Raw genomic sequence first — 20,960 nt, 5'->3', positions numbered from 1 at the left:
CCGGCAAGAGGAGGCCCGCCCATGATATCCGACGCCAGCGATGTCACCATCCGCGAGGGCGCGGTGGACTACACTGCCTGCAACTGTTGCGGCAAACCGACCACCGTGGTCACCGGCTACCTCGACGTGGGCGACCTGTCGGCGGGCTGGTACACCATCGGCGTCACGCTTGATGCGCCGAACCACCTGCCGCTCTGCCGGCTCTACATCGGCGACTGGACCGAGGGCGCAGGCCCTGACGAACGCTGGGGCATCCGCATCGGCATCGCGCCGGACGGGCCGCAGCTGCTCGACTGGTCGGAGGCGGAACAGACCGAAGCGCGCCCCGTCTTCACCCCGCTCCACCGCGCGCAGATCCTCGGCACGCCACTGGAACCGCAACTCTGGGCGCTGATGGATCGCATCCGCACCGCCGATACCCGTCTCTAGATTTCAGGACCCGCCATGACCCTCGAAGACCTCGAAAAGATCGTCGCCGCCCGCGCCAGCGCATCGCCGGATGACTCCTGGACCGCGAAACTGCTGGCCAAGGGGCCGGAAAAATGCGCCGAGAAATTCGGCGAAGAGGCCGTCGAGGCCATCATCGAAGCGGTGCGGAACGATCCCGAAAAACTCGCCTCGGAGGCCGCCGACGTGCTCTTTCACCTGCTGGTGATGCTGCGTGCCCGTGGTGTGACCGTGGCGCAGGTGATGGCGGTGCTGTCCGCCCGCCAGACACGGTCCGGCCTCGCCGAAAAGGCCGCGCGACCCGAGTAGCCCGCCGCCACCGCAAAGCCAGGTCACCGGGCGGGGCAGATCGGCGGGGCACCTTTAAGCGATCCGCGCAGACTCGCCCTTCGCCGTCTACAGCTTCGAAGAGATCACCCCGGTGTTGAACCCACCCATGCGCAGCTCCCCGAACAGGCGCTGATACTCGATTTTCGGGCAGCGATGCATCACCACGTCGACGCCCCGCGCCTGCGCCAGCCGCTCCGCGTCGTGGTTCACGACGCCGATCTGCATCCAGACCGTGCGGAGGTTGGGCAGCGCCCCCAGCGCCTCCGCCACGATGGGTTCGACGTGTTCCGACCGCCGGAAGATATCGACCATGTCCACCGTCTCCGGGCATTCGGTCAGAGACGCCCGCACCTCCTGCCCGAACAACACCTTGCCCGCGTGGCCGGGATTCACCGGGATCACCGTGTAGCCCTTCAACGCGAGGTAACGCGCCACGTAGTAGCTTGGCCGCACCGGGTTCATCGAAAGCCCAACCACCGCCACCACCTTTGTGCGGGTCAGGATCTCCTTCAGAAAAGCGTCGCCGTACATCCGGTCCCCCATGGTCTTCGCGCCGTGCCACCACAGGTAACACACGCCCGCAAAAGAAAAAGCGCCCGGGAATGAAACCCGGGCGCAAGGTACGGAACGAGGGACAGTGAAGGTGTCGCAGGGGTTCCGTCCCTGCGAGCCTGCTAGAGAGATAGGCGCAAATGCCACACATTAAAGACCAGTAAATAAAATGTGAGATTTTCCCTTGACGCCCGCATGACGCCTCTCTGCCACGCTCACCCCTGCCGCCTGCCTTCCGTCGCATCGCCGCCGCTTTCGCGCACGAGCCAGGGCGCCTCGACGCTCTCGTGCAGCCGCTCCGAAGGGTCGCCCCCCACCACGCGCGGCGACCGCAGCACGAACAGCTTCCCGAATCCCTGCCACGTCCCGACCGAAGGCGCCTCGACGTCGCAGGGAAACCGCCGCCGCCAGCCCGGCGGCAAGGGCACGGCGCAGGCTTCCAGCCGCTCCAGCATCCAGACCAGCGGGATATTCGCCAGCGGACGCGCCTGCTGACCGGCGCCCAGCATCCCGCCCACGTCGCCATGGGTGCCGCGAAACCAGACCTGCTCGAGGATACCATCCCACTGCGCGGGCCTTTCCCACAATACGGGCGCAAAGGCATGCCGGGTCTCGTCCAGCGCCAGCGCGTGAAAGCCGTGCCGCACGCTGCGCCCCAGCGCGTGGTTGTGGAACGCGTGCCGAGGTTCCGCCAGCCGCCACAGGCCCGGCAGCCGCAACCCCAGCGCCTTCACCGTGTCCCAGACGCCCAGCATCTCGATCAGGGTCACATCGTGACAATACTTGCGGGCAAAAACCTCTGCCGTCGCGCCGTCGGGGTCATATTCATACAGGCGGTAAACCTGCCGGATGGCCCGCTCGGTAGCATGGCGTGCCCGCAACAGGCCCACGCGGTCGATGATCCCGGCAAGACTGCGCACGGCAAAGGCCCCGCGTGAAAACCCCAGCAGGAAAATCCGATCCCCCACGCGGTAGCGGCTGGCAAGGTAGCCATAGGCGCGGCGGATCTGCCCGTCGATGCCATGCCCGAGGATGACATCCCCCGTCTGCCGCCAGTCCCGCCACTGGATACCGGCCTCGTAATACAGGGACAATTCCCCCTGTTCCCGCAACAGCTTCCACGTCAGCCCCGCGTTGCTCTCGAACCCGGGCTGGAGACTCGACGCCGTTCCGTCCAAGATGATGACATGATCGCGCGGGCCGCGTTTCGGCGCGTAGTCGGAATGCCGCGATGGCCCGTCAGGCAGTAGCCATTCGGCCAAGCGGTCGCCAAGGTGGCTCATTCCCACGTCTCCGGCCCTCCCTGCCGGTACGGGAATCCCCGCGCCTCTTGAGGCAGACACCCGATCCGGGAGGCTACGGAGCCTTTGCCATCGCGGCCTACCGGAAATGGCGACCCGCGACGAGGGCGCGCGATACATCCCCTGCCAGTCTGGGCAATCAGAGCCTGCGCCTGTCCGGTTGCAGTACGCGCACTGCCCATCGACCCGGACATGCCCCGCACGAAGCGGACCTGCGCGTGGTGGGACAGCGTAAAGGCATCGCGACTGGCGCTTCGCACGGCAAGCAACCGCCCGCCTGGGCTGGTGGAAACAAGGTTTCCTTTTCCCGGCGCGTCGGCCGCGCCCGGGGCGCGGTCATGCACGACGGAACCGCCGGACCGGCAACCGCAACCGGAATCCTCATCTCTCGTGCAGCCCCCCGTTTCAGGCCCCTTCACTGCGGCCGGCCATGGCGCGCGAAACTCCCCGAAGCGCAGCCCCTGACCCCGCGCTACGGGACCGGCATCCCCGCGCCGTGGAGGGCGCGAAGAACTCCGCCGGACGAGTCCCGCCAACAGCCAGTCTATCCGGGCGGCGAAGCCCCGCAGGCGGCCATGCCGGGCAATGCCCCATGCGGCTACCCCGTTCGTTTCACCGTGATCCACCGGCCCCCGACCGATCGCGCGCCGGGTACGGCGCTGCGGCAGCCCTCGGCGGGCGGTGTCCTGCACCGCCGCATCGGGGACCGCACACCCCGCTCCGTCACTCCGCCGCGATCGCGCCATCCTGCAACATGGTCCATACCCGGGCAGGCGTGAAGGGCATGTCCGCCTGCCGAATTCCCCGATCCCAAAGCGCGTCCTGCACCGCGTTCGACACCGCCGCCAGCGCACCCACGGTCCCGGCCTCGCCGCAGCCCTTCATCCCCATGGGGTTCGCCGTCGACGGCACCGGTTCGGTGTCGAACGCGATATAGGGCACGTCTTCGGCCCGCGGCATGGCGTAATCCATGAAGGTCGCGGTCAGCAGCTGCCCCTCGTCGTCAAAGGCCACCCGTTCGGTCAGAGCCTGTCCCAGCCCCTGCACGACCCCGCCGTGCACCTGTCCTTCGGCCAGCATCGGATTGATGAGATTGCCGAAATCGTCGACCACCGCGTACCGGTCGCAGCGCACGAGGCCGGTTTCGGTGTCGACCTCCACCTCCGCCACGTGGCACCCGTTCGGGAAGGACCGACCCGGCAACGTCGCCCGGGTCTGCCAGTCCAGCAGATCCTCGCGACCCGCCTCCCGCGCCATCTGCGCCGCCTCCAGCATGGTCGGGGTCAGGTTCGACCCCTCCGCGCGGAAGCGTTCGTCGTCAAAGGACACATCCCCCGCCTCCACCCCCATCTGGTCGGCGAGGAATTCGGCAAAGCCCGACACCATCAGCGATACCGCCGCCAGCGTGGCATTGGTCTGTGTCGTCACCGACCGCGAACCGCCGGTGCCGCCGCCGTGCGCGATCAGGTCCGAATCGCCCTGGATCACCTCGATCTTCTCCGCCGGGATGCCGGTCTGATCCGACAGGAACTGGCGGAACACGGTTTCATGCCCCTGCCCGTTGGACTGGGTTCCGACGTAGATCCGTGCTCCATCCTCGGTGAATTCCACCTTCACATCCTCATGCGGCTGCCCGAGAATAGACTCGATGTAATAACAAACCCCCAAACCGCGCAGCTTGCCCTCTGCCGCACTGGCCGCCCGGCGCGCGGCAAAGCCCGCCATATCCGCAAACTCCGCCCCCCGCGCCATCACGCGCTCGAATTCGCCGACGTCGTAGGTTTCTCCGGCCGGAGTCGTATAGGGAAACTGCGCGGGCTTGATGAAGTTGATGCGCCGCAGCTCGAGCGGGTCCACCCCCAGCTCGCGCGCGGCGCGGTCCATCACGCGCTCCAGCACATAGATCGCTTCGGGGCGCCCGGCGCCTCTGTAGGCATCCACCTGCGTCGTGTTGGTATAGAATCCTTCGCTGCGCTGCCACACCGTCTGGATGTCGTAAACCCCTGTCAGCACGCGGGAAAAAAGGAACGACTGGATCATCTGCCCGAATTGCGAGTTATAGGCTCCCAGGTTCGACTTCGTATGCGACCGATAGGCAAGGATACGGTTGTCCGCGTCAAAGGCCAGCTCCGCCAGCGTCACCAGATCACGGCCCGCGTTGTCCGACAGCATCGCCTCGGTGCGGTCCGACATCCAGTGCACCGGCCGCCCTGCCTGCTTCGACGCATGGGCCAGCACGAAATACTCCGGATAGGCCATGCCCTTCATGCCAAAGCCGCCGCCCACGTCGGGGTTGGTGCAGCGCACGCGATCCGCGTCCAGGCCGAAACAGCGCGCCAGCTCCGCCTTCATCCCCCAGACGCCCTGCCCGCCAAAGGCCAGATGCACCCGGTCGCCCTCCCATTCGGCAAAGGCACCGCGCGGCTCCATCGAATTCACGATGATGCGGTTGTCGCCCACCTCCAGCGACACCACCTTTGCCGCCCGGGCAAAGGCCGCCTCCGTCGCCGCCTCGTCTCCCATGCCGTAATCGAACGCCCGGTTGTCCGGCGCCTCGGCGTGGATGGTCTCGCCGCCCGCAGCATAGTCCATCTTCACCGGCAGTTCCTCGTAGTCGATCTCGATCAGCTCGGCGGCATCCTTTGCCTGATCCACCGTGTCGGCCACGACCACCACCACCGCCTCCCCGACAAAGCGCAGCTTGTCCGCCGCCAACAGCGGGCGACGCGGCGCCGCGCCCTTCGTGCCGTCGCGGTTCGGCGCGCAGGTGTAGGTCATCTGCGCGTCCAGCCCGGCCGCCTCCAGATCGCCTTGCGTGATGACCATGTGGACGCCCGGCGCCTCCTTCGCCGCGGCCGCATCGATGCCCTTCAGCACCGCATGCGCCACCGGCGACCGCAGGACATAGGCCCGCAGCGCGCCCTCCGGCACGATGTCGTCCACGTACCGCCCCCGCCCCGTCAGGAACCGCGTATCCTCGACCCGCGTGACCGACTGGCTCTTGCCGAACTTGTCCATGGAACCCTCCCTCAACTGTTTGAGCGGAGACTACCCCCTGACGGCGCGGTGTCCAGTGCCTGTCTGACGGTACGGCAAGGGCGCGGAGCGCCCCCTGCACCGCCCCGCGCAACGGCGCGACAGCCTAGTGCAGCAGCGTCACGATGCGCCGCGCGCCATACCCGTTGAATCGGGTGGCGAGCGCCGTGGAATAGGCGCCGCAGGCGTGAAACAGGATGTAATCGCCCTCCTCCAGCGCCTCCGGAAGAGCCACCTTGTCGGACAGCCGGTCCAGACTGTCGCAGGTCGGGCCAAACACCTCGCGCTCCACCAGCCGACCGCCGCGCGGCGTGCCATCCGGGCGCAACACCGTCAGCCGCTGCGACGCCTGCAGGTCACGCCACTCGCTGAGGCCGCCATAGATGCCGTCGTTCAGAAATACCGCCCCGCCGGATACCGCCTTGGCCCGCAAAGCCAGCTCGAAGGCCTCCGCCACCATCGCCCGCCCCGGTTCGCAGACCAGCCGCGGCGCGCCTGGGCCAAAGGCGCGCGCGGCGCAATCCGCGATACGGGCAAAGATTACCTCCAGGTCCGGCGAAGGCTCCTCCCGGTACGCCGGGAAACCGCCGCCGACGTTCAGCCGCGCCAGCGTGACGCCCGCGCGCCGCGCCACCTCAGCGCAGGCGGCGATATAGGCCTCCCAGGCGGCGGCCTCGCGGCATTGCGTGCCGGGGTGAAAGGTCATCGACGGAATGCCGCCCCGCGCGGCCACCGCGCGCAACAGCGCCTCCGCCTGCTCCGGCGAGGCGCCGAACTTCGTCCCGAAATCGTAGACCGCGCCCACCACGGGCAGCTTCAGACGCACGGCGATCTCCATGTCGTGGATGGGGCCCAGCTTGTCCAGTTCTCCCATCCGGTCGATGGACCATGACACCACCCCGTGCCGCCGCCCGGCGCGCACCTCCGCCTGCGATCGCACCGGGTTATGGTAATGCAGCCGCGCATGCGGCGCGACAGAGGCGACCAACTCCATCTCCTCGGGCGAGGCCACATCAAAGGCCGCCATGCCGCCCCGCGCCAGCGCCTCGATCACCACCGGGTCGGGGTTGGCCTTCACGGCATAGGTCACCTCTCCGGGGAAATGCCTGTGAAACCGCGCCGCCTGACGGTCAAGCCGCACCGGATCGTAAAAGAACACAGGTTCGTCGGGTGCCTCGCGCGCCAGCCAGCGCGCCGGATCGATCCGAAAGGTTTCTCTCAGCATCTGTTTCTCCCGCTCGCCTCTCGCCGCCGCGACGGCCTTGCATCTTTGCTCTCAGTAACGAGTGTCTTTTCGAACGCCGTCGATTCCTATCGGCATCCTGTAACAATCGTGGCAGGCTACGCGACAAATAGACGGGAAAAGCCATGCAAATCGACGATACAGACCGCACCCTGATCGCGGCGCTCTCCGACAATGCCCGCTTGCCGGTGGCGGACCTCGCGCGGCGGCTCGGACTGGCGCGCACCACCGTGCAGGCGCGGCTCGACCGGCTTGAGGCCTCTGGCGCCATCGCCGGTTACACCCTGCGGCGCGGCCCCGCCCTGCGTCCCCCGCTGCGCGCCACTGTGTTGATCTCGGTCGCTCCGACCGATACCCCGGCGCTGCTTGCCCGGCTGAAGGCGCTGCCCGAGGTCGACAGCGTGCACACGACCTCCGGTCGCTTCGACCTGCTGGTGACGCTCTGCGCACAGACAACGGAAGCTCTCGACGCCTCGCTCGACCGCATCTGCGAAACCAAGGGCGTGCGCAGTTCCGAAAGCCTCATTCACCTAAGCACCAAGATCGACCGCGGCACCTGAGGGAAGGGGTACAGGAAGCCCAGCTTTGCCTTCACTTGCAGGGCGCCCGGATAAGACGACGCGTCAAGCCGGGCAATCGAAACACCATCTTGACGTTGCCAAGGTTCGAAAGGGAGCAGGGGGCGCTGCCCCCGCCGCTCCTGCGGAGCGCCTCCCCCGCGGTATTTTGGAACCAAAGAAGCACTGGACGCAGAGCCTTGGCAGCCGCGCCGGTCCACCCCCGCTCCCGATTTGCTTGAAACACGCACATGAGGGAGGCGGGGGCTTCTTCGGTTGCGGTCATCGGCTCCGCAGCCTGTACCGCCCTAGAAGGAAATCACCTTGTGGTTAATAATCCCTTGCTTCTTTGGTTCAAAAATACCGCGGGGGAGCGCGCACAGCGCGCGGGGGCGGAGCCCCCCAAGGCTTAAAAACGGGTGAAACGACCCGGTTCAAACCACCGATTTCATTGGGTTCGATATGTTTCCCATGCCGGGACATTCACTCCGCGGGGTCCTGATCCTCGATGGCATAGGTTCGGAAGAGCCCCGCCTGGGTCATGAAGAACCCGAACACCGCCGCCGTAAGGCCGAAGGTCTTGAAGGTGACCCAGACCTCCGTCGACATGGTTCGCCAGATGATCTCGTTCAGGACGGCGAGGCCAAAGAAGACCCACATGACCCGCTTGGTGAGGATCATCCAGCCTTCGCGACGGAGCGGCATGACCCCTTCCATCACGGACTGGAGCCAGCTTTCGCCCCGCATCAGCCCGATAGCGAGCGCAGCCCCGAAGAGGAGGTAGATCAGGGTGGGCTTCATTTTGAAAAACCGGTCGTCGTTGAGCCAGACCGTCAGGCCGCCAAAAACCACCACCAGCACCGCCGTGACCACCTGCATCCGGCTCAGGTGGCCGGTCAGCTTCCAGAGCGCCGCCATGGACAGCAGCAACACCGGAATGAAGCCCGCCGTAACAAGGACGAAACCTTCGTAGTCGGTGCCGCCGATGGTGAAGGTCCGGTCCTTCAGCCAGAGGTAGGCTACGAAGAAAGCCAGAACCGGGCCGAATTCAAGCGCGCTCTTGAGCCCGCCGTTTACTTGATTTCCGTCTGCCACGGCCTGTCTCCTTCATCTGCTCCGGTCCCGGATAAGCCTTTCAGCCGCCCAACTCAACGATCACCGCGCCCGCCGCGATCAAGCTCATGAGAGCGATGCGGCGCGGTCCGACCGTTTCCTTCAGCACCAGCCAGCCGATGACGGCGGCGAAGACGGTTGAGGTCTCCCGCAGGACCGCCGCTTCGCCGACCTTGTCGAGTCTTGTGGCCAACATGATCGAGCCGAAACTGAAGAAGGCGATCACCGCCCCCACCACGCCCCGCGCCATCAGTGGCCCCAGCGCGGGAGGCGCGGCCATCGCCCGGTAGCGCAGAATACCGATCACCGGCATCAGGAACCCGTCTATGAAGAAGAACCAAGCGAGGAAGGTGAACGGGTTGGCAGTGGCGCGGATGCCGTAGGCGTCATAGGTGGTGTAGAGTGCCACGAAGAGCCCCGTCGCCACGGCAAAGGCGAGCGCGGCCGGCAGCGTCTCCCGGTCGACCTCGAGGAAGAGGAAGTTGTAGACGGCAAGCCCGAAGATTCCCGCCAGCAGCACAGCCACCCCGAGCCATTGGACCATGGAAAAATGTTCTCCGAACACCAGCGCCGCGCCGATCACGGCAAACAGCGGGCCGGTGCCGCGCACCACCGGGTAGACCACCGTGTAGGCACCGCGCGTATAGGCGTAGGCCTGCAGGATCTTGTAGATACAGTGAATAACGAAGGCCCCGGCAAAGATCGGCCACATGTGCGGCTCGGGCCACGGCACGACAAACAGCGCGAAGGGCGCGGCCATAAGACCGTAAGACCCGTCGATGGCGCCGCGCGACAGCCACGGGTCGTGGCGCCCCTTCTGCAACGCACCAAAAACCGCGTGCAGCAGGGCTGCCGCCAGCGCCAGCCAGAGCGCCAGCGTGTGGCCGGCGGCGGTGCCTTCGAGTGAAATCAGCCAGTCGCTCATCTGCCCCTTCCGGGAACCGGTTCGTTCCCTGTCCTGTTAGCTTTCCAAACGGAAGTGGAGGAAACGCATGTGGAATCAAATCGCCGACGAAATCGGCGCCAGCTTTTCGGTCGTCCCGGCATCCCTCGCCTTCACCCGCCTCAGCGTTGCGGTGCTGCTCTCGGCCATTGTCGGACTGGAGCGGGAGTTGCAAGGCAAACCTGCCGGGCTCCGAACGCATATCCTCGTGGCGGTTGCGGCCTGTCTCTTTGTTCTCGTGGGTCAGGAACTGTCCGCGATCAGCTTTGGCAACACCGGCGAACAGCGGCACGATCCCCTGCGCATGATCGAGGCGGTGACGGCGGGCGTGGCTTTCCTCGCGGCGGGAGTGATCTTTACCTCCGGCGGACAGGTGCAGAACCTGACCACGGGGGCGTCGCTGTGGCTATGCGGGGCCATCGGCCTTGGCTGCGGCGCGGGCAGCATCGCGATTTCTGCCATGGCCACGGCACTGGTCGTCGTGGTGCTATTCGTGCTCGGACAGGTGGAGCGCTGGCTCGGCACCCACACGGATTAGGGCCCGATCAGAGTTGGTCTCCTGTCAGCGTTGGAGCCCTGTCAGCGCGGCGGCGAATTCCTCCGGATCGAAGGGGGCAAGGTCGTCGATCTGCTCGCCTACGCCGATAGCGTGGATCGGCAGGCCGAACTTGTCAGCCAACGCCACCAGAACGCCGCCCTTTGCGGTACCGTCGAGCTTTGTCATCACAAGCCCCGAAACGTCGGCCAACTGGCGGAAGGCCTCTGTCTGGACAAGCGCGTTCTGGCCCGTCGTCGCATCCAGCACCAGAAGCGTATTGTGCGGTGCCTCCGGGTCCTTCTTACGAATGACGCGGACGATCTTGGCCAGTTCTTCCATCAGATCGGCGCGGTTCTGCAGGCGTCCCGCCGTGTCGATCATCAGCAGGTCAGCGCCCTCGGCCTGTGCCTTTGTCATGGCGTCAAAGGCCAGCGAGGCCGGATCCGAGCCTTCGGGCGCCGTCAGGACCGGCACGCCGGCGCGGTCGCCCCAGACCTGAAGCTGCTCCACCGCCGCCGCGCGAAAGGTATCGCCCGCCGCGATCACCACCGACTTGCCGGCGGCCTTGAACTGGGACGCGAGCTTGCCGATTGTCGTGGTCTTGCCCGACCCGTTCACGCCCACCACCAGCACCACCTGCGGCTTAGACGGATACAGCGGCAGCGGACGCGCCACCGTTTCCATGACGCGGGCGATTTCCTCCGCCAGCAATTCCTTGATCTCGCGGGCGGAGACGCGGCGCCCCATGCGCCCCTCGGCAATGTTCGAGGTCACACGCAGCGCCGTGTCCACGCCCATGTCGGCGGCGATCAACAGCTCCTCGAGGCTTTCCAGCATCTCGTCGTCCAGCACCCGGCGCGGTTCGTCCTCGCGGCCGCCGCCCATCAAGCGACCCAGCAGGCCCGGCCGATGCGTGCCCTGCGGTTCCGTCTCTTCGGGCAGCGGCATGGGATCGAGCGAGGGGAGCGGCGCCTGCGGTTCCGGCGCGGCGTCGGCCTGCGACACCGGGGCCGGAGCGGAGGCCGGAGCGGGGGCCGAGCCGGGCGCCGGGGTGGCCACAAGCTCTTGCGTGCCCTCGCCCTCCTCGACGATGGCGTCGAGGCCCTCGTCCAGCTTTGAGGACGTCTTGAACAGCTTGTTCTTCAGCTTGCCGAAAAAGGACATGCACGCCTGCCTTCTGTCATACCGTTCATCCCACCTAATACGCCGGGGCAGCTAATGAAAGTGTGAGTTGACTGCACCGCGTGGCTTGACCTTAGTGGCGCCATGCGGGTGTGGTGGCTGATCCTGACGGTATTGTGTGTTTCGGGGCCGGTGCGGGCTGCCAGCCCGGACGAACCCGGCACACTGTGCTCCACCGGAACGCATGGCGCCGTGCAGTGCATCCGGCCCTCGCATTTCGCCCATGACACCTGTCAGGCGATCGGGGCCTTCGCACGGGAGAACGCGCTCGACCCCGGTTTCTTTGCCCGGCTGATCTGGCAGGAAAGCCGCTTTGACCCGCACGCCCTCAGCCCGGCGCAGGCCATGGGTATCGCGCAGTTCATCGCGTCGACGGCGGCGCTGCGCGGTCTTGACGATCCCTACAACCCTGCCGCCGCGCTGGAGTTCTCTGCGCAGTACCTTGGCGAGATGACGAACCGATATGGCAACCACGGGCTGGCGGCGGTGGGATACAACGGCGGCGAGCGGCGCGCCGAGGGGTTGATCACCGAGACCGGCGGGCTGGCGCGGGAAACCATCGACTACGTAACGATCATAATCGGCCTGCCCGCAGAGACATGGCGCGACGCCCCGCCCGAGGAACACGACTACCGCCTGTCGAAAACGGAGCCATTCCTTCCAGCCTGTCACGCGCTGGCGCGGCACCGTCGGCTGACGCCTTACCCGCCCGTAGCCCCCGTGCACCAGCCACTGCCGCCTTGGGGCGTGCAGGTCGCCTTTGGCGTGACGAAAAAGGCGGCGCTGGCGAAGTTCCGGAAAGTCACGCGCGCCTGCCGGGGTCAGATCGGGAAAAACGAACCCTTCCTCATATGATCCAACAGCCGCGCCAGCCCGAAGAGGGGCTACTATATGGCGCGCCTCGGGCGGCCCAGCCGCGACGCGGCCTGGTCGCTGTGCCGGTCGCTCAAGGCGCGCGGTTGCATCTGTGCCGTCTATCGCACCGATTGAGCCCCGCGCCGAAAAAATTTAGTCGATTGCGCCTGATCAAGGCCGCATCCCTTGCGCCATGCGAAAACCCAAGCGTGCCAAGGAAGAGGAGAGCAAAATGAGACAGTTCCTGATCGCGGCCATGGCCTTGGGGTTGGCGGCCGGGGCCGCGGATGCCCAGCAACGCTGCTACGTCGGCAGCAAGAACGGCAGGGTCGATGCCAACAACGCCCTTATTGCCTGTGACCAGGTCCGGGGCGGCGGACAGAACATCCTTGTCGAAAAGGGTTACGGCATCATCAAGTACGGGCCAGACACCTACGACAATTGCGTGCTCTGGGCTCAGCAGAACGAAGACAACTGAATAGCCGCGGGCGGGGAATTCCCCCGCCCGCCTTGCGTCAGATTTCGTCGGGGAAGTGTTTCATAACCATGCGGATGGGGTTGGGCGCCGCCTGCCCCAATCCGCAGATGGAGGCGTCGACCATCGCCTGCGACAGTTCCTCCAGCAGGCCCGTGTCCCAGTGATCCGCGCTCATCAGCTTTACCGCCTTTTCGCAGCCCACCCGACACGGGGTGCATTGCCCGCAGGATTCGTCCTCGAAGAATCGCAGCATGTTCATCGCCGCCTCCCGCGCGCTGTCCTGGTGCGACAGCACAACCACCGCCGCCGATCCGATGAAACTGCCGTGCGGTTGCAACGTGTCGAAATCGAGCGGCACGTCGTCCATCGTCGCGGGCAGCAGGCCGGAGGACGGGCCGCCCGGCTGGTAGGCCTTGAGGGTGTGACCGTCGAGCATCCCGCCCGCTGCCTCGATCACGTCGCGGATGGTGGACCCGGCGGGCAGCAGGTGCACGCCCGGCTGCCTCACCCGACCCGAGACGGAGTAGGAGCGCAGGCCCTTGCGGCCGTTCTTCTCGATCCCGGAGAGGATCTCCGGCCCTTCGCGGCAAACCTTTGCCACCCAATAGAGCGTTTCAACGTTATGAACGAGTGTCGGTCGGTCGAAGATCCCCACTTGCGCCACGTAGGGCGGGCGGTGGCGCGGGATACCACGCTTGCCCTCGATCGACTCGATCATCGCGCTTTCTTCGCCGCAGATGTAGGCGCCGGCACCGCGGCGCAAATCGATGTAGCCCTCCGGCACGATCCGAGCCGCCTCCAGCGCGGCGATCTCGCGGCGCAGCATGGCGAGGATGCCGGGGTATTCGTCGCGCATGTAGACAAAGGCGCGCCCGGCCTCCACCGCCCAGGCGGCGATCAGCATTCCCTCAAGGAAAACATGCGGATGCCGCTCGAGGTACACGCGATCCTTGAAGGTCCCCGGTTCACCCTCGTCACCGTTCACGGCAAGGTAGCGCGGTCCCGGATTGGCCCGCACGAAGCCCCATTTGCGCCCGGAGGGGAAGCCCGCGCCGCCCAGCCCCCGCAGACCGGAGGCGAGGATCGTTTCCTGCACCGCCTCCCAGTCGCCGCCGTCGCGCAGCGCGGTCAGCGTCTCATAGCCACCCTTTGCACGATAGGCGGCGAGGGTTTCGTACACAGGCATGCGCGCGTGGGTGTCGCCTGCGGCGATGGCGCTCTTGACCTTTTCCACCGTGGCGTGGCCGATGTGGTTGTGGCCGAGTTCAAGCACTGGAGCGCTGTCACAACGCCCCATGCATGGCGCGCGCAAAACGCGCACCTGTGCCGGGTCCATGCCGTCCTCAAGCGCGGCGCGCAATTGTTCGGCGCCAGCCAGTTCGCAGGACAGGGAATCGCAGACCCGGATGGTCAGCGAGGGCGGCGGCGTCTCGCCTTCCTTCACCACGTCAAAATGTGCGTAGAAGGTGGCGACCTCGTAGACCTCGGCCATGGACAGGCGCATTTCTTCGGCCAGAGCGCGCAGGTGTGCCGCCGAGAGGTGGCCATAAGCATCCTGGATGAGGTGGAGGAACTCGATCAGCAGATCGCGGCGGCGCTCTGTCTCGCCCAGCAGCGCTTGCACCTCGGCCAGCGCGGTGTCATCGACCTGGCGCCCCTTCGGCGTGGTGCGCCCCTTGCCGCGGGCATTTTTCCAGACACCCTTGCGTTCATCCAGTGCCATGACCACACCTCCATCTTCGTCCTGCGAGGACAATAGCCGCGCTCCGCGCCCACACGCAGATGAAAAACGACACCTTGCGGCGAGGGCGCGCCCATAAATGCCCCGCGTTTTGCCTGATGGGTGACGGAAAGTTCCGATAGACGTAAGACATCCAATGGTATCGGGCAATGGTATCGGGCAGTGGTATCGGGTCCTGCAAAGCCATATGATACCGGCGGCGCATGGGGGGGGCGAATGGTACGGTTCACACTGGCGACTCTCGGCATGGTGGTGCTGCTGGCGCTGGCGATCCTGCGGGGCGCCCCCTTTGCCGCTTTGGCCTTGGCGTATATCACCCTCTTCACGTATTTCATGGACAAGATGGCCGCGCTTGCTGCCCCCGACGTGCCGGAGGCGGAGTTTCCGGCAGGCGATGGCCTCGCTGCCTTCCTCGGTCTCGCGCATTTCCCCCTGCTTTTCGGCGGGATCTGCATGCTGACAGAAAGTCCGCAGCCTCTGGGACAGAAGGGGATGCTGTTCTTCGCGCTGGCGCTCTTTCTCGGGCAGGTAAGCAATTCGAACGCGCACGAGCTGATCCACCGCGCCCCGCGCGGACTGCGCCGGTTGGGCGTGGCGGTCTATTCCTCCGTGCTGTTCGGTTTTCACGCCTCGGCGCATCCACGCGTGCATCATGTCCATGCCGCGACACCGCGCGACCCGAACTCCGCCCCGCTGGGCATGGGGTTCTGGCGCTTCGCATTACGGGCCTGGCGCGGTGGGCTGGTCGAAGGCTACCGGGCGGAGCGTCGCCTGCGCCCGCGCGGACCCACGCCCTACACAGCCTACGGGATCGGGGCGCTGACCTCGCTGGCGCTCGCGTGGGGTATCGGCGGCACGGCGGGGGTTCTGGCGCTGATCGCGCTGTCGGCCTATGCGCAATTGCAGTTGCTGCTATCGGACTACGTGCAGCATTACGGTCTTCAGCGCAGCGAAATTTCCCCGGGCAAGTTCGAGCCCGTCGGCCCGCAGCATAGCTGGAACGCACCGCAGGGGTTTTCCTCCGCCCTCATGTTGAATGCGCCGCGCCATTCCGATCATCACGCGCATCCGGCCCGCCCCTACCCGGGGCTCGAGATCGACCGCGACGCCATGCCTATCCTGCCGCAGTCATTGCCGGTCATGGCGGTGATCGCCTTGGTGCCCCCGCTCTGGCGACGCGTCATGGACCGGCGCGCCCGCGCCTGGTTGCCCGATCCGGCCGCCCTCCGCCGACGCGCTTAACCAATCTTTAACACCAGGCTAGGCCAAGGACCCGAAATCTGGCAGAAATGTGGCATGAAACCCGTGCTCGCATTCGCTTTCGCGCTTTGTGCAGCCCTGCCCGCGTCGGCGGCAGAGCCGCTTTCCGCCAATGCCTTCGAATCATACGTCGATGGCAAGACCCTTTATTACGGCTCCGGCCAGCAGTCCTACGGGGTGGAGGAATACCTCCCCGACCGACGCGTGCGCTGGTCCTTCCTCGATGGCCGCTGCAAGGAAGGCTACTGGTACGAAGCGGATGGCTCGGAGATCTGCTTTGTCTACGAGGATGCGCCGGAAGACCCGCAGTGCTGGACCTTCTTCAATGAAGGTTCGAAGCTGCGCGCCGTTTTCCGCAACGATCCTCGGGCGACGGTGCTGTACGAAGCACGGCAGAACAACGATCCGATGATGTGCTACGGGCCGGAGGTTGGCGTCTGAACGCGGCTCAGGAGACCACCTCCATCGGATGGCCCGCGCGCGCGGGCCACTCGCCGCGCGGTGCCGCCATACTCTGACGGATGTACTCGCACAGCACCTGAGTCAGGCCGGCCTTTCCGTTCCCCGCGTAGAGATTGATGAATTGGGACCCGAGGTCGGGCAGCGCCTCGTCCTCGATGTATTCGACAAAGGCCGGCGCCTGACCAAAGAGCCGCGCCGTGATTGCCAGATCGGCGCTGATGGTGGCGTCCACTGTCATGTCGCTGTCGGAATCCACCGCCAGGTCCCAGGGGATATCGGTCCGGTCGAGCGCGCTCAGCCCGTGTTCCCGGAAACTGCAGGATCGGCTGAAGGCCACGCGCAGGGGCCGCGTCTTGCGTGCTTGCCCGCCCGGAGCACCGACCCAGCGCAAAGGCAACTGGCGCAGGGTCTCTCCGTCGGCGTCGACGCCGCCCTCGGTGGTCAGGATCACGTCCACCTCGCCGCGCGCGAACTGCGTCTTCAACGCCTTGGTGAAGGAGGAGATCAGCTGTACCTTCACGCGCGGGTGCGACCGCCCCATGCGCTGAAGGACCTGGGGAATGACGGGGTAAACGATGTCGTGCGGCACACCAAGGACGATTTCGCCTTCCCATTCCTTGGCGGTCAGCCGGGCATAGATCTCGTCGTTCAGTTCCACCATTTTCTGGGCATATCCCAAAAGCTGCGCCCCCGCCGGAGTCAGCGTCACGCCGCGCCCGGAACGGTCGAGCAGTTGCAGGCCCAACATTTCCTCCAACCGTTTCAACTGCATGGAGACGGCGGATTGCGTCAGGTTCAGAAAACCCGCCGCCCGCGTGACGCCCCCCGCCTGCGCCACAGCGACGAAGGATCTCAGAACGGTGATATCGAGATTGCGCATTCATCACGACCCTTGATGGCTATGGTAAGGAACATTCGTTTCCAGAATGCACAAACCGCTGGTACATATCAAGCATCCCGATATTTTTGCGGATTTCATAACAAAAGTTGATGCTGCGCGGCCCCGCAACTGCGCGCCTCGCGCTTCAGGAAAGGACTCGTCGTGCCGTCAACGCTCATCGCCCCCGCCATGCCACCCGCCATGCCCTCAGCCGCAAGGCCCCGCCAAAACCTGCTCGCCCGCCTCCAGCAGCGCGTCGGCCACTGGCCCGAACTGATGCGTCAGCGTCACGCATTGTCGCACCTCGATACGCGGGCGCTTCGCGATATCGGCCTTACGCCCGAGGCCGCCCGAACCGAAGCCGCACGCCCGCCGTGGGACGCACCCGGACATTGGACCGATTGAGTTTTGTTTTTCGTTGAAAATCGCCAATCGCTACCTTGAATGACGGCCGGTCTCTGCCAATATCGAAAACGAGTTCTCCGGGGTTAGCCTCCCGGAGGGTAAACCATACCAAACGGAGGCTTTGATGGCTGAATACAACACAATCGGGACCCGGGGCGTATCCGGCGCCCGTGCGGCCCAGATTGACGTGGGGCTGCGCGCGCACATGAACAAGGTCTACGGCACGATGTCCGTGGGCATGTTGATCACCGCGTTGGCCGCTTGGGCCATCTCCGGTCTGGCCGTCACTTCGGTGCCGAACGAATACCAGATCGGCGCGGACCGGTACCTGACCGAAATCGGCTACACGCTTTATGTATCGCCGCTGAAGTGGGTGCTGATGCTTGCGCCGCTGGCGTTCATCTTCTTCGGATGGGGCGCCCTGATGCGCCGAGGCTCTGCCTCGGCGGTGCAACTGGGCTTCTTCGCCTTCGCCGCCGTCATGGGCGTTTCGATGGGCACGGTCTTCATGATCTACACACCCTTCTCCATCGCGCAGACCTTTATCGTGACCGCTATTGCCTTCGCGGGTCTGTCGCTCTGGGGTTACACCACGAAAAAGGACCTGTCCGGAATGGGCACCTTCCTCGTGATGGGCGTGATCGGCCTGCTGGTGGCGATGATCGTCAACATGTTCCTGCAGTCCGGCGTGATGATGATGGCAATCTCCGCGATCGGCGTGCTGATCTTCGCCGGCCTGACCGCGTTTCACACGCAGGAGATCAAGAGCACCTACGTGGCCCACGCGTCCCATGGCGATCAGGAGTGGCTGGACAAGGCCGCCTTCGACGGCGCACTCAGCCTCTACATTTCCTTCCTGAACATGTTCCAGTTCCTGCTCATGTTCATGGGCGAACGAGAGTAATCCCGTTCGCATGCAGGACGAAGGGCCGGTCTGTCAGACCGGCCCTTTTCTGTTGGACACTCTGCTACGCGGGCGCAGCATCGACAAACCGACAAGGAGAGGCTTCCGCCCCACCTTGGCTGTCTTGCCCCGCCGCACGGTCGGGCCGGGTCGCCGGGCGGATTGCCGGAAGTGTCGTGTGTCTGCCCTCAATCACGTTTTGCACCATGTCGGCGATCCCCTGCCCGCCCCGCGCCCGGATCTGGTGCCGGCGCTGGAGACCGCCGCTCCTTTGCTCCGGTCCCGAAGATGCGAAGATGCCCCGCCGCAGGCCATCAGGCGCGAGACGGGTCAGGCCTCGAAAGGCGCACGTTTCCCACACTCCGAGGCCTGACTGCCCCCGTCAAAGCAAAAAGGACGCATGGTCACCCATGCGTCCCTGTTATCGTGCACTGAACCGGTGAAGCTTTAGTTCATCGCCACTTGCACCGTTGCCGTGCTGCTGGTGGTGACGCTGACAGAGTTGCCGTCACGCGCGAAGGTATAGAGCTGCCCCACCTGCCCCGGCAGGCCGAACGTCACCGAGTCGTCATTACCCAGCGCCATCTGCAGGCGACCGGCATCCGAGCCCGCCGCCTTGGGCGCGTAATAGGCCACGAGATCGAGCTTTTCCCCCTCGCCCTTCGTCCAGTACACGGACATGTCGACTGTGGCGTGGTGCAGCGTGGCACCGGCGGCCTCGGTGGACAGTGTCACCGTCTCGGCAGCGGCGGCGAACGGCATCAGCAGGGCGGAGAGTGCGGCAAGCGTGCGAATGGTCATGTCAGGGTCCTCATCATCGGATGGCGGGCAGCGACGGGCGCGCCCTCGAGTTTCTGCATTGCAGCATGACAGAAACGCACCGCCCGGACCACAGACAGAAATGCATAGCAGTTATGTATGAGATTCAGATAGTTAATAGAATACCATCGTAGACCATGCCAGCCAAGCCACTTGCTGCAAACGCGAAAACATCGCAGCACCCTGTCAATACGACAGGGCCGCGCAGTTTCCCGCACGGCCCTTTCGAAATCTTCGACCCCCCGTAGGGCGCCCGTCAGGCTAAGATCACTTGATCTTGCCTTCCTTGTACTCGACGTGCTTGCGCACGACCGGGTCGTACTTCCGCACAGTCATCTTTTCGGTCATCGTACGTGCGTTTTTCTTGGTCACGTAGAAGTGGCCGGTGCCTGCGGTCGAGTTCAGGCGGATCTTGATGGTCGTCGGCTTTGCCATTTGAATTCTCCCGGGGTTGTCCCTTGCAACGCCGGGGCGGCCCCGCGCGTGAAATAGATCTGGAAGCCGCCTTTTACTGTGCTCAGGGGCGGAGTCAACTGCCCTGTGGGGCAATGTGACAGGTTTTCGTTGCGCGGAGGGCCTGTAAGCCGGATTCTGTTGTCGGGCGGGTTGCCCCGCCCTCAGACGACCATTCCTCTGGGCCATCCGTTGCCGGATGGCTCTAGCTGCCAACCCGAACCTCTCGGGCCAAAGCCGCCCTGTCCCGATATCGCCCGAAGGCGATCAGCCAGACGCGAGGTCCCTATTAGGCATTGCTCCCGGTGGGGCTTGCCATGCGGGCGATGTTGCCATCCCCCCGGTGGGCTCTTACCCCACCGTTTCGCCCTTACCGCGCCGGTCCCCTCACGGGCGAAACCGCAAGGCGGCGTGGCGGTTTGTTTTCTGTGGCGCTATCCGTCAGGTTACCCTGCCCGGGCGTTACCCGGCACCGATGCTTTGGCGAGTCCGGACTTTCCTCCCGGGATGCACGCACCCCAGGCGGCCGTCCGGCCCTCCGCGCAGGTTTCCACTACGCCCCAGGCTCCCCGCTGACAAGCCCTCATCGCGCTGTTTCCAAACCCGGGCACGCGCCTGATCCGAACCGTGGATTCCCGGATTTCGGCCACGCCGTCAGCGTAGCACGAGCGGCCCGTCAGCGTAGCACGAGCGGCATGGAGAGCCAGTCGCGCAACGCCTCGGCCACCGCCTCGGGCTGTTCCAACGGGGCGAAATGCGCAGCGTCCTCGATCACGCGCAGTTCCGCGCCGGGGATCAGTTCTGCCAGAAATTGATGCCGCTTTACCGGCAGCCGAAGGTTGTGCGCGCCGCAAAGGACCATGCAGGGCATCGCCAGCCGCCGCAGGGTTGCCTGCTGGTCCCGACGCCGCTGCAGCGCCCGGATCTGCCGGACAAAGATTTCCTGCCCCAACCCCCGCGCCATGTCCCGGATCAACGCCATGACTTCGCCCCGCCACGGGCTTGCAACCAGACCGTCGAGGTGGAGCGCCTCGTCGATAACCGCTTCGAACTTGCCCGACTTCATCCGGATGATCTGCGGATCGCGCGCCGCCGCCTGCTGCGGTGTCTCCGGCAAGGGCGAGGTATCCATCAGGCACAGACGCGTCAGACGGTCCGGGGCGCGGCGGGCGATCTCCATTGCTACGGCTCCGCCCATGCCACACCCGGCGAGGGCAAACCGCTTCGGGAGCAGATCGAGCAGGTTCGACGCGATCTCCTCTGCGCGCTCACCGCCGCTGACTGGCGCCGCCATCACCGCCCGCTCGCGCGACAGGTCGGCCAGTTGTGGCCCGAAAAGGCGCGCATCGCACATCATGTCCGGGAGAAAGACGACCGGTTCACGCATCACCCACCGCCCCGCATTCCGGAAGACCCGCCAAAACACCCAACACCACGCCGCCCGTTCCTCTTCCTGAGCAA

Annotated in this window: 22 protein-coding genes and 1 other RNA gene; 10 read left to right on the top strand and 13 right to left on the bottom strand. The window is 65.5% G+C overall.

The window, feature by feature from the left end; genetic code table 11:
* Positions 1 to 21: 21 nt before the first annotated feature.
* Together J5474_RS04415 and J5474_RS04410 are read left to right on the top strand one after the other, a co-directional pair.
* Positions 22 to 429, top strand: a complete 408-nt coding sequence (locus J5474_RS04415; protein WP_209359600.1) for a hypothetical protein — start codon at positions 22 to 24, stop codon at positions 427 to 429.
* Positions 430 to 444: 15 nt separating this feature from the next.
* The gene (locus J5474_RS04410) at positions 445 to 756 is read left to right on the top strand and encodes a phosphoribosyl-ATP diphosphatase (RefSeq protein WP_209359599.1); all 312 of its coding nucleotides are present in this window, start codon (positions 445 to 447) and stop codon (positions 754 to 756) included.
* 87 nt (positions 757 to 843) lie between these two features.
* Here J5474_RS04410 and J5474_RS04405 read toward each other — a convergent pair whose 3' ends face one another.
* The 4 genes from J5474_RS04405 to J5474_RS04390 all read right to left on the bottom strand — a co-directional run bounded on the left by J5474_RS04405 (position 844) and on the right by J5474_RS04390 (position 6,891).
* Positions 844 to 1,320, bottom strand: coding sequence for a CoA-binding protein (locus J5474_RS04405; protein ID WP_245216233.1), 477 nt, complete (start codon positions 1,318 to 1,320; stop codon positions 844 to 846).
* A gap of 224 nt (positions 1,321 to 1,544) precedes the next feature.
* Positions 1,545 to 2,612, bottom strand: a complete 1,068-nt coding sequence (locus J5474_RS04400; RefSeq protein ID WP_209359598.1) for a DUF2235 domain-containing protein — start codon at positions 2,610 to 2,612, stop codon at positions 1,545 to 1,547.
* 741 nt (positions 2,613 to 3,353) lie between these two features.
* Entirely contained in the window at positions 3,354 to 5,648 is a 2,295-nt protein-coding gene (locus tag J5474_RS04395) for a xanthine dehydrogenase family protein molybdopterin-binding subunit (RefSeq protein WP_209359597.1), read from the bottom strand.
* Between the two features lie 124 nt (positions 5,649 to 5,772).
* Positions 5,773 to 6,891, bottom strand: coding sequence for a type III PLP-dependent enzyme (locus J5474_RS04390; protein WP_209359596.1), 1,119 nt, complete (start codon positions 6,889 to 6,891; stop codon positions 5,773 to 5,775).
* Positions 6,892 to 7,034: 143 nt separating this feature from the next.
* Here J5474_RS04390 and J5474_RS04385 point away from each other — a divergent pair, with 143 nt between their 5' ends.
* The gene (locus J5474_RS04385; RefSeq protein WP_209359595.1) at positions 7,035 to 7,469 is read left to right on the top strand and encodes an Lrp/AsnC family transcriptional regulator; all 435 of its coding nucleotides are present in this window, start codon (positions 7,035 to 7,037) and stop codon (positions 7,467 to 7,469) included.
* 480 nt (positions 7,470 to 7,949) lie between these two features.
* On the opposite strand, the gene J5474_RS04380 is transcribed toward J5474_RS04385, so the two are convergent.
* Both J5474_RS04380 and J5474_RS04375 read right to left on the bottom strand, forming a co-directional pair.
* The gene (locus J5474_RS04380) at positions 7,950 to 8,561 is read right to left on the bottom strand and encodes an inner membrane-spanning protein YciB (protein ID WP_209359594.1); all 612 of its coding nucleotides are present in this window, start codon (positions 8,559 to 8,561) and stop codon (positions 7,950 to 7,952) included.
* A gap of 40 nt (positions 8,562 to 8,601) precedes the next feature.
* Positions 8,602 to 9,504, bottom strand: a complete 903-nt coding sequence (locus J5474_RS04375; protein WP_209359593.1) for an EamA family transporter — start codon at positions 9,502 to 9,504, stop codon at positions 8,602 to 8,604.
* A gap of 67 nt (positions 9,505 to 9,571) precedes the next feature.
* On the opposite strand from J5474_RS04375, the gene J5474_RS04370 reads away from it, so the two are divergent.
* A complete protein-coding gene (locus J5474_RS04370; RefSeq protein WP_209359592.1) occupies positions 9,572 to 10,060 on the top strand; it encodes an MgtC/SapB family protein in 489 nt (162 codons plus the stop codon).
* Between the two features lie 24 nt (positions 10,061 to 10,084).
* Here the strand turns inward: J5474_RS04370 and ftsY are convergent, their stop codons facing one another.
* The gene (gene ftsY, locus J5474_RS04365) at positions 10,085 to 11,224 is read right to left on the bottom strand and encodes a signal recognition particle-docking protein FtsY (RefSeq protein WP_209359591.1); all 1,140 of its coding nucleotides are present in this window, start codon (positions 11,222 to 11,224) and stop codon (positions 10,085 to 10,087) included.
* A 102-nt stretch (positions 11,225 to 11,326) separates the two neighbouring features.
* Here ftsY and J5474_RS04360 point away from each other — a divergent pair, with 102 nt between their 5' ends.
* Positions 11,327 to 12,097, top strand: coding sequence for a lytic transglycosylase domain-containing protein (locus J5474_RS04360; protein ID WP_342454007.1), 771 nt, complete (start codon positions 11,327 to 11,329; stop codon positions 12,095 to 12,097).
* 232 nt (positions 12,098 to 12,329) lie between these two features.
* Positions 12,330 to 12,575, top strand: coding sequence for a hypothetical protein (locus tag J5474_RS04355; RefSeq protein WP_209359590.1), 246 nt, complete (start codon positions 12,330 to 12,332; stop codon positions 12,573 to 12,575).
* 37 nt (positions 12,576 to 12,612) lie between these two features.
* On the opposite strand, the gene J5474_RS04350 is transcribed toward J5474_RS04355, so the two are convergent.
* Positions 12,613 to 14,298: an NAD(P)H-dependent oxidoreductase subunit E gene (locus tag J5474_RS04350; protein WP_209359589.1), complete on the bottom strand. Its 1,686-nt coding sequence runs from the start codon at positions 14,296 to 14,298 to the stop codon at positions 12,613 to 12,615.
* A gap of 234 nt (positions 14,299 to 14,532) precedes the next feature.
* Between J5474_RS04350 and J5474_RS04345 the strand changes: the two genes are divergently transcribed.
* Both J5474_RS04345 and J5474_RS04340 read left to right on the top strand, forming a co-directional pair.
* A complete protein-coding gene (locus J5474_RS04345) occupies positions 14,533 to 15,558 on the top strand; it encodes an alkane 1-monooxygenase (protein WP_209359588.1) in 1,026 nt (341 codons plus the stop codon).
* Between the two features lie 54 nt (positions 15,559 to 15,612).
* On the top strand, positions 15,613 to 16,017 hold the full coding sequence (locus J5474_RS04340; RefSeq protein WP_209359587.1) for a hypothetical protein: 405 nt from the start codon (positions 15,613 to 15,615) through the stop codon (positions 16,015 to 16,017).
* 7 nt (positions 16,018 to 16,024) lie between these two features.
* Here J5474_RS04340 and J5474_RS04335 read toward each other — a convergent pair whose 3' ends face one another.
* Positions 16,025 to 16,918 carry a LysR family transcriptional regulator gene (locus tag J5474_RS04335; RefSeq protein ID WP_209359586.1) on the bottom strand — a complete coding sequence of 298 codons (894 nt, stop codon included), beginning with the start codon at positions 16,916 to 16,918 and terminating at the stop codon, positions 16,025 to 16,027.
* A 162-nt stretch (positions 16,919 to 17,080) separates the two neighbouring features.
* On the opposite strand from J5474_RS04335, the gene J5474_RS04330 reads away from it, so the two are divergent.
* Both J5474_RS04330 and J5474_RS04325 read left to right on the top strand, forming a co-directional pair.
* Positions 17,081 to 17,323, top strand: a complete 243-nt coding sequence (locus J5474_RS04330; RefSeq protein WP_342454006.1) for a DUF1127 domain-containing protein — start codon at positions 17,081 to 17,083, stop codon at positions 17,321 to 17,323.
* A 124-nt stretch (positions 17,324 to 17,447) separates the two neighbouring features.
* Positions 17,448 to 18,227 (top strand): Bax inhibitor-1/YccA family protein, encoded by a 780-nt coding sequence (locus J5474_RS04325; protein ID WP_209359585.1) that lies wholly within the window; start codon positions 17,448 to 17,450, stop codon positions 18,225 to 18,227.
* Between the two features lie 447 nt (positions 18,228 to 18,674).
* Here J5474_RS04325 and J5474_RS04320 read toward each other — a convergent pair whose 3' ends face one another.
* The 4 genes from J5474_RS04320 to J5474_RS04305 form a co-directional block, all read right to left on the bottom strand.
* Entirely contained in the window at positions 18,675 to 19,028 is a 354-nt protein-coding gene (locus tag J5474_RS04320; RefSeq protein WP_209359584.1) for a hypothetical protein, read from the bottom strand.
* 285 nt (positions 19,029 to 19,313) lie between these two features.
* Positions 19,314 to 19,481: a 50S ribosomal protein L33 gene (gene rpmG, locus J5474_RS04315; RefSeq protein ID WP_007799108.1), complete on the bottom strand. Its 168-nt coding sequence runs from the start codon at positions 19,479 to 19,481 to the stop codon at positions 19,314 to 19,316.
* A gap of 129 nt (positions 19,482 to 19,610) precedes the next feature.
* Positions 19,611 to 20,041, bottom strand: an RNA gene (gene rnpB / locus J5474_RS04310) — RNase P RNA component class A.
* Between the two features lie 134 nt (positions 20,042 to 20,175).
* Entirely contained in the window at positions 20,176 to 20,886 is a 711-nt protein-coding gene (locus J5474_RS04305; protein WP_209359583.1) for an alpha/beta fold hydrolase, read from the bottom strand.
* Between the last annotated feature and the right edge of the window lie 74 nt (positions 20,887 to 20,960).

Source organism: Sagittula salina, from assembly GCF_017813235.1.
GTDB lineage: Bacteria > Pseudomonadota > Alphaproteobacteria > Rhodobacterales > Rhodobacteraceae > Sagittula > Sagittula salina.
Note: the sequence above shows the minus strand (reverse complement) of the source record. Positions and strands in the feature narration are given on the sequence as shown.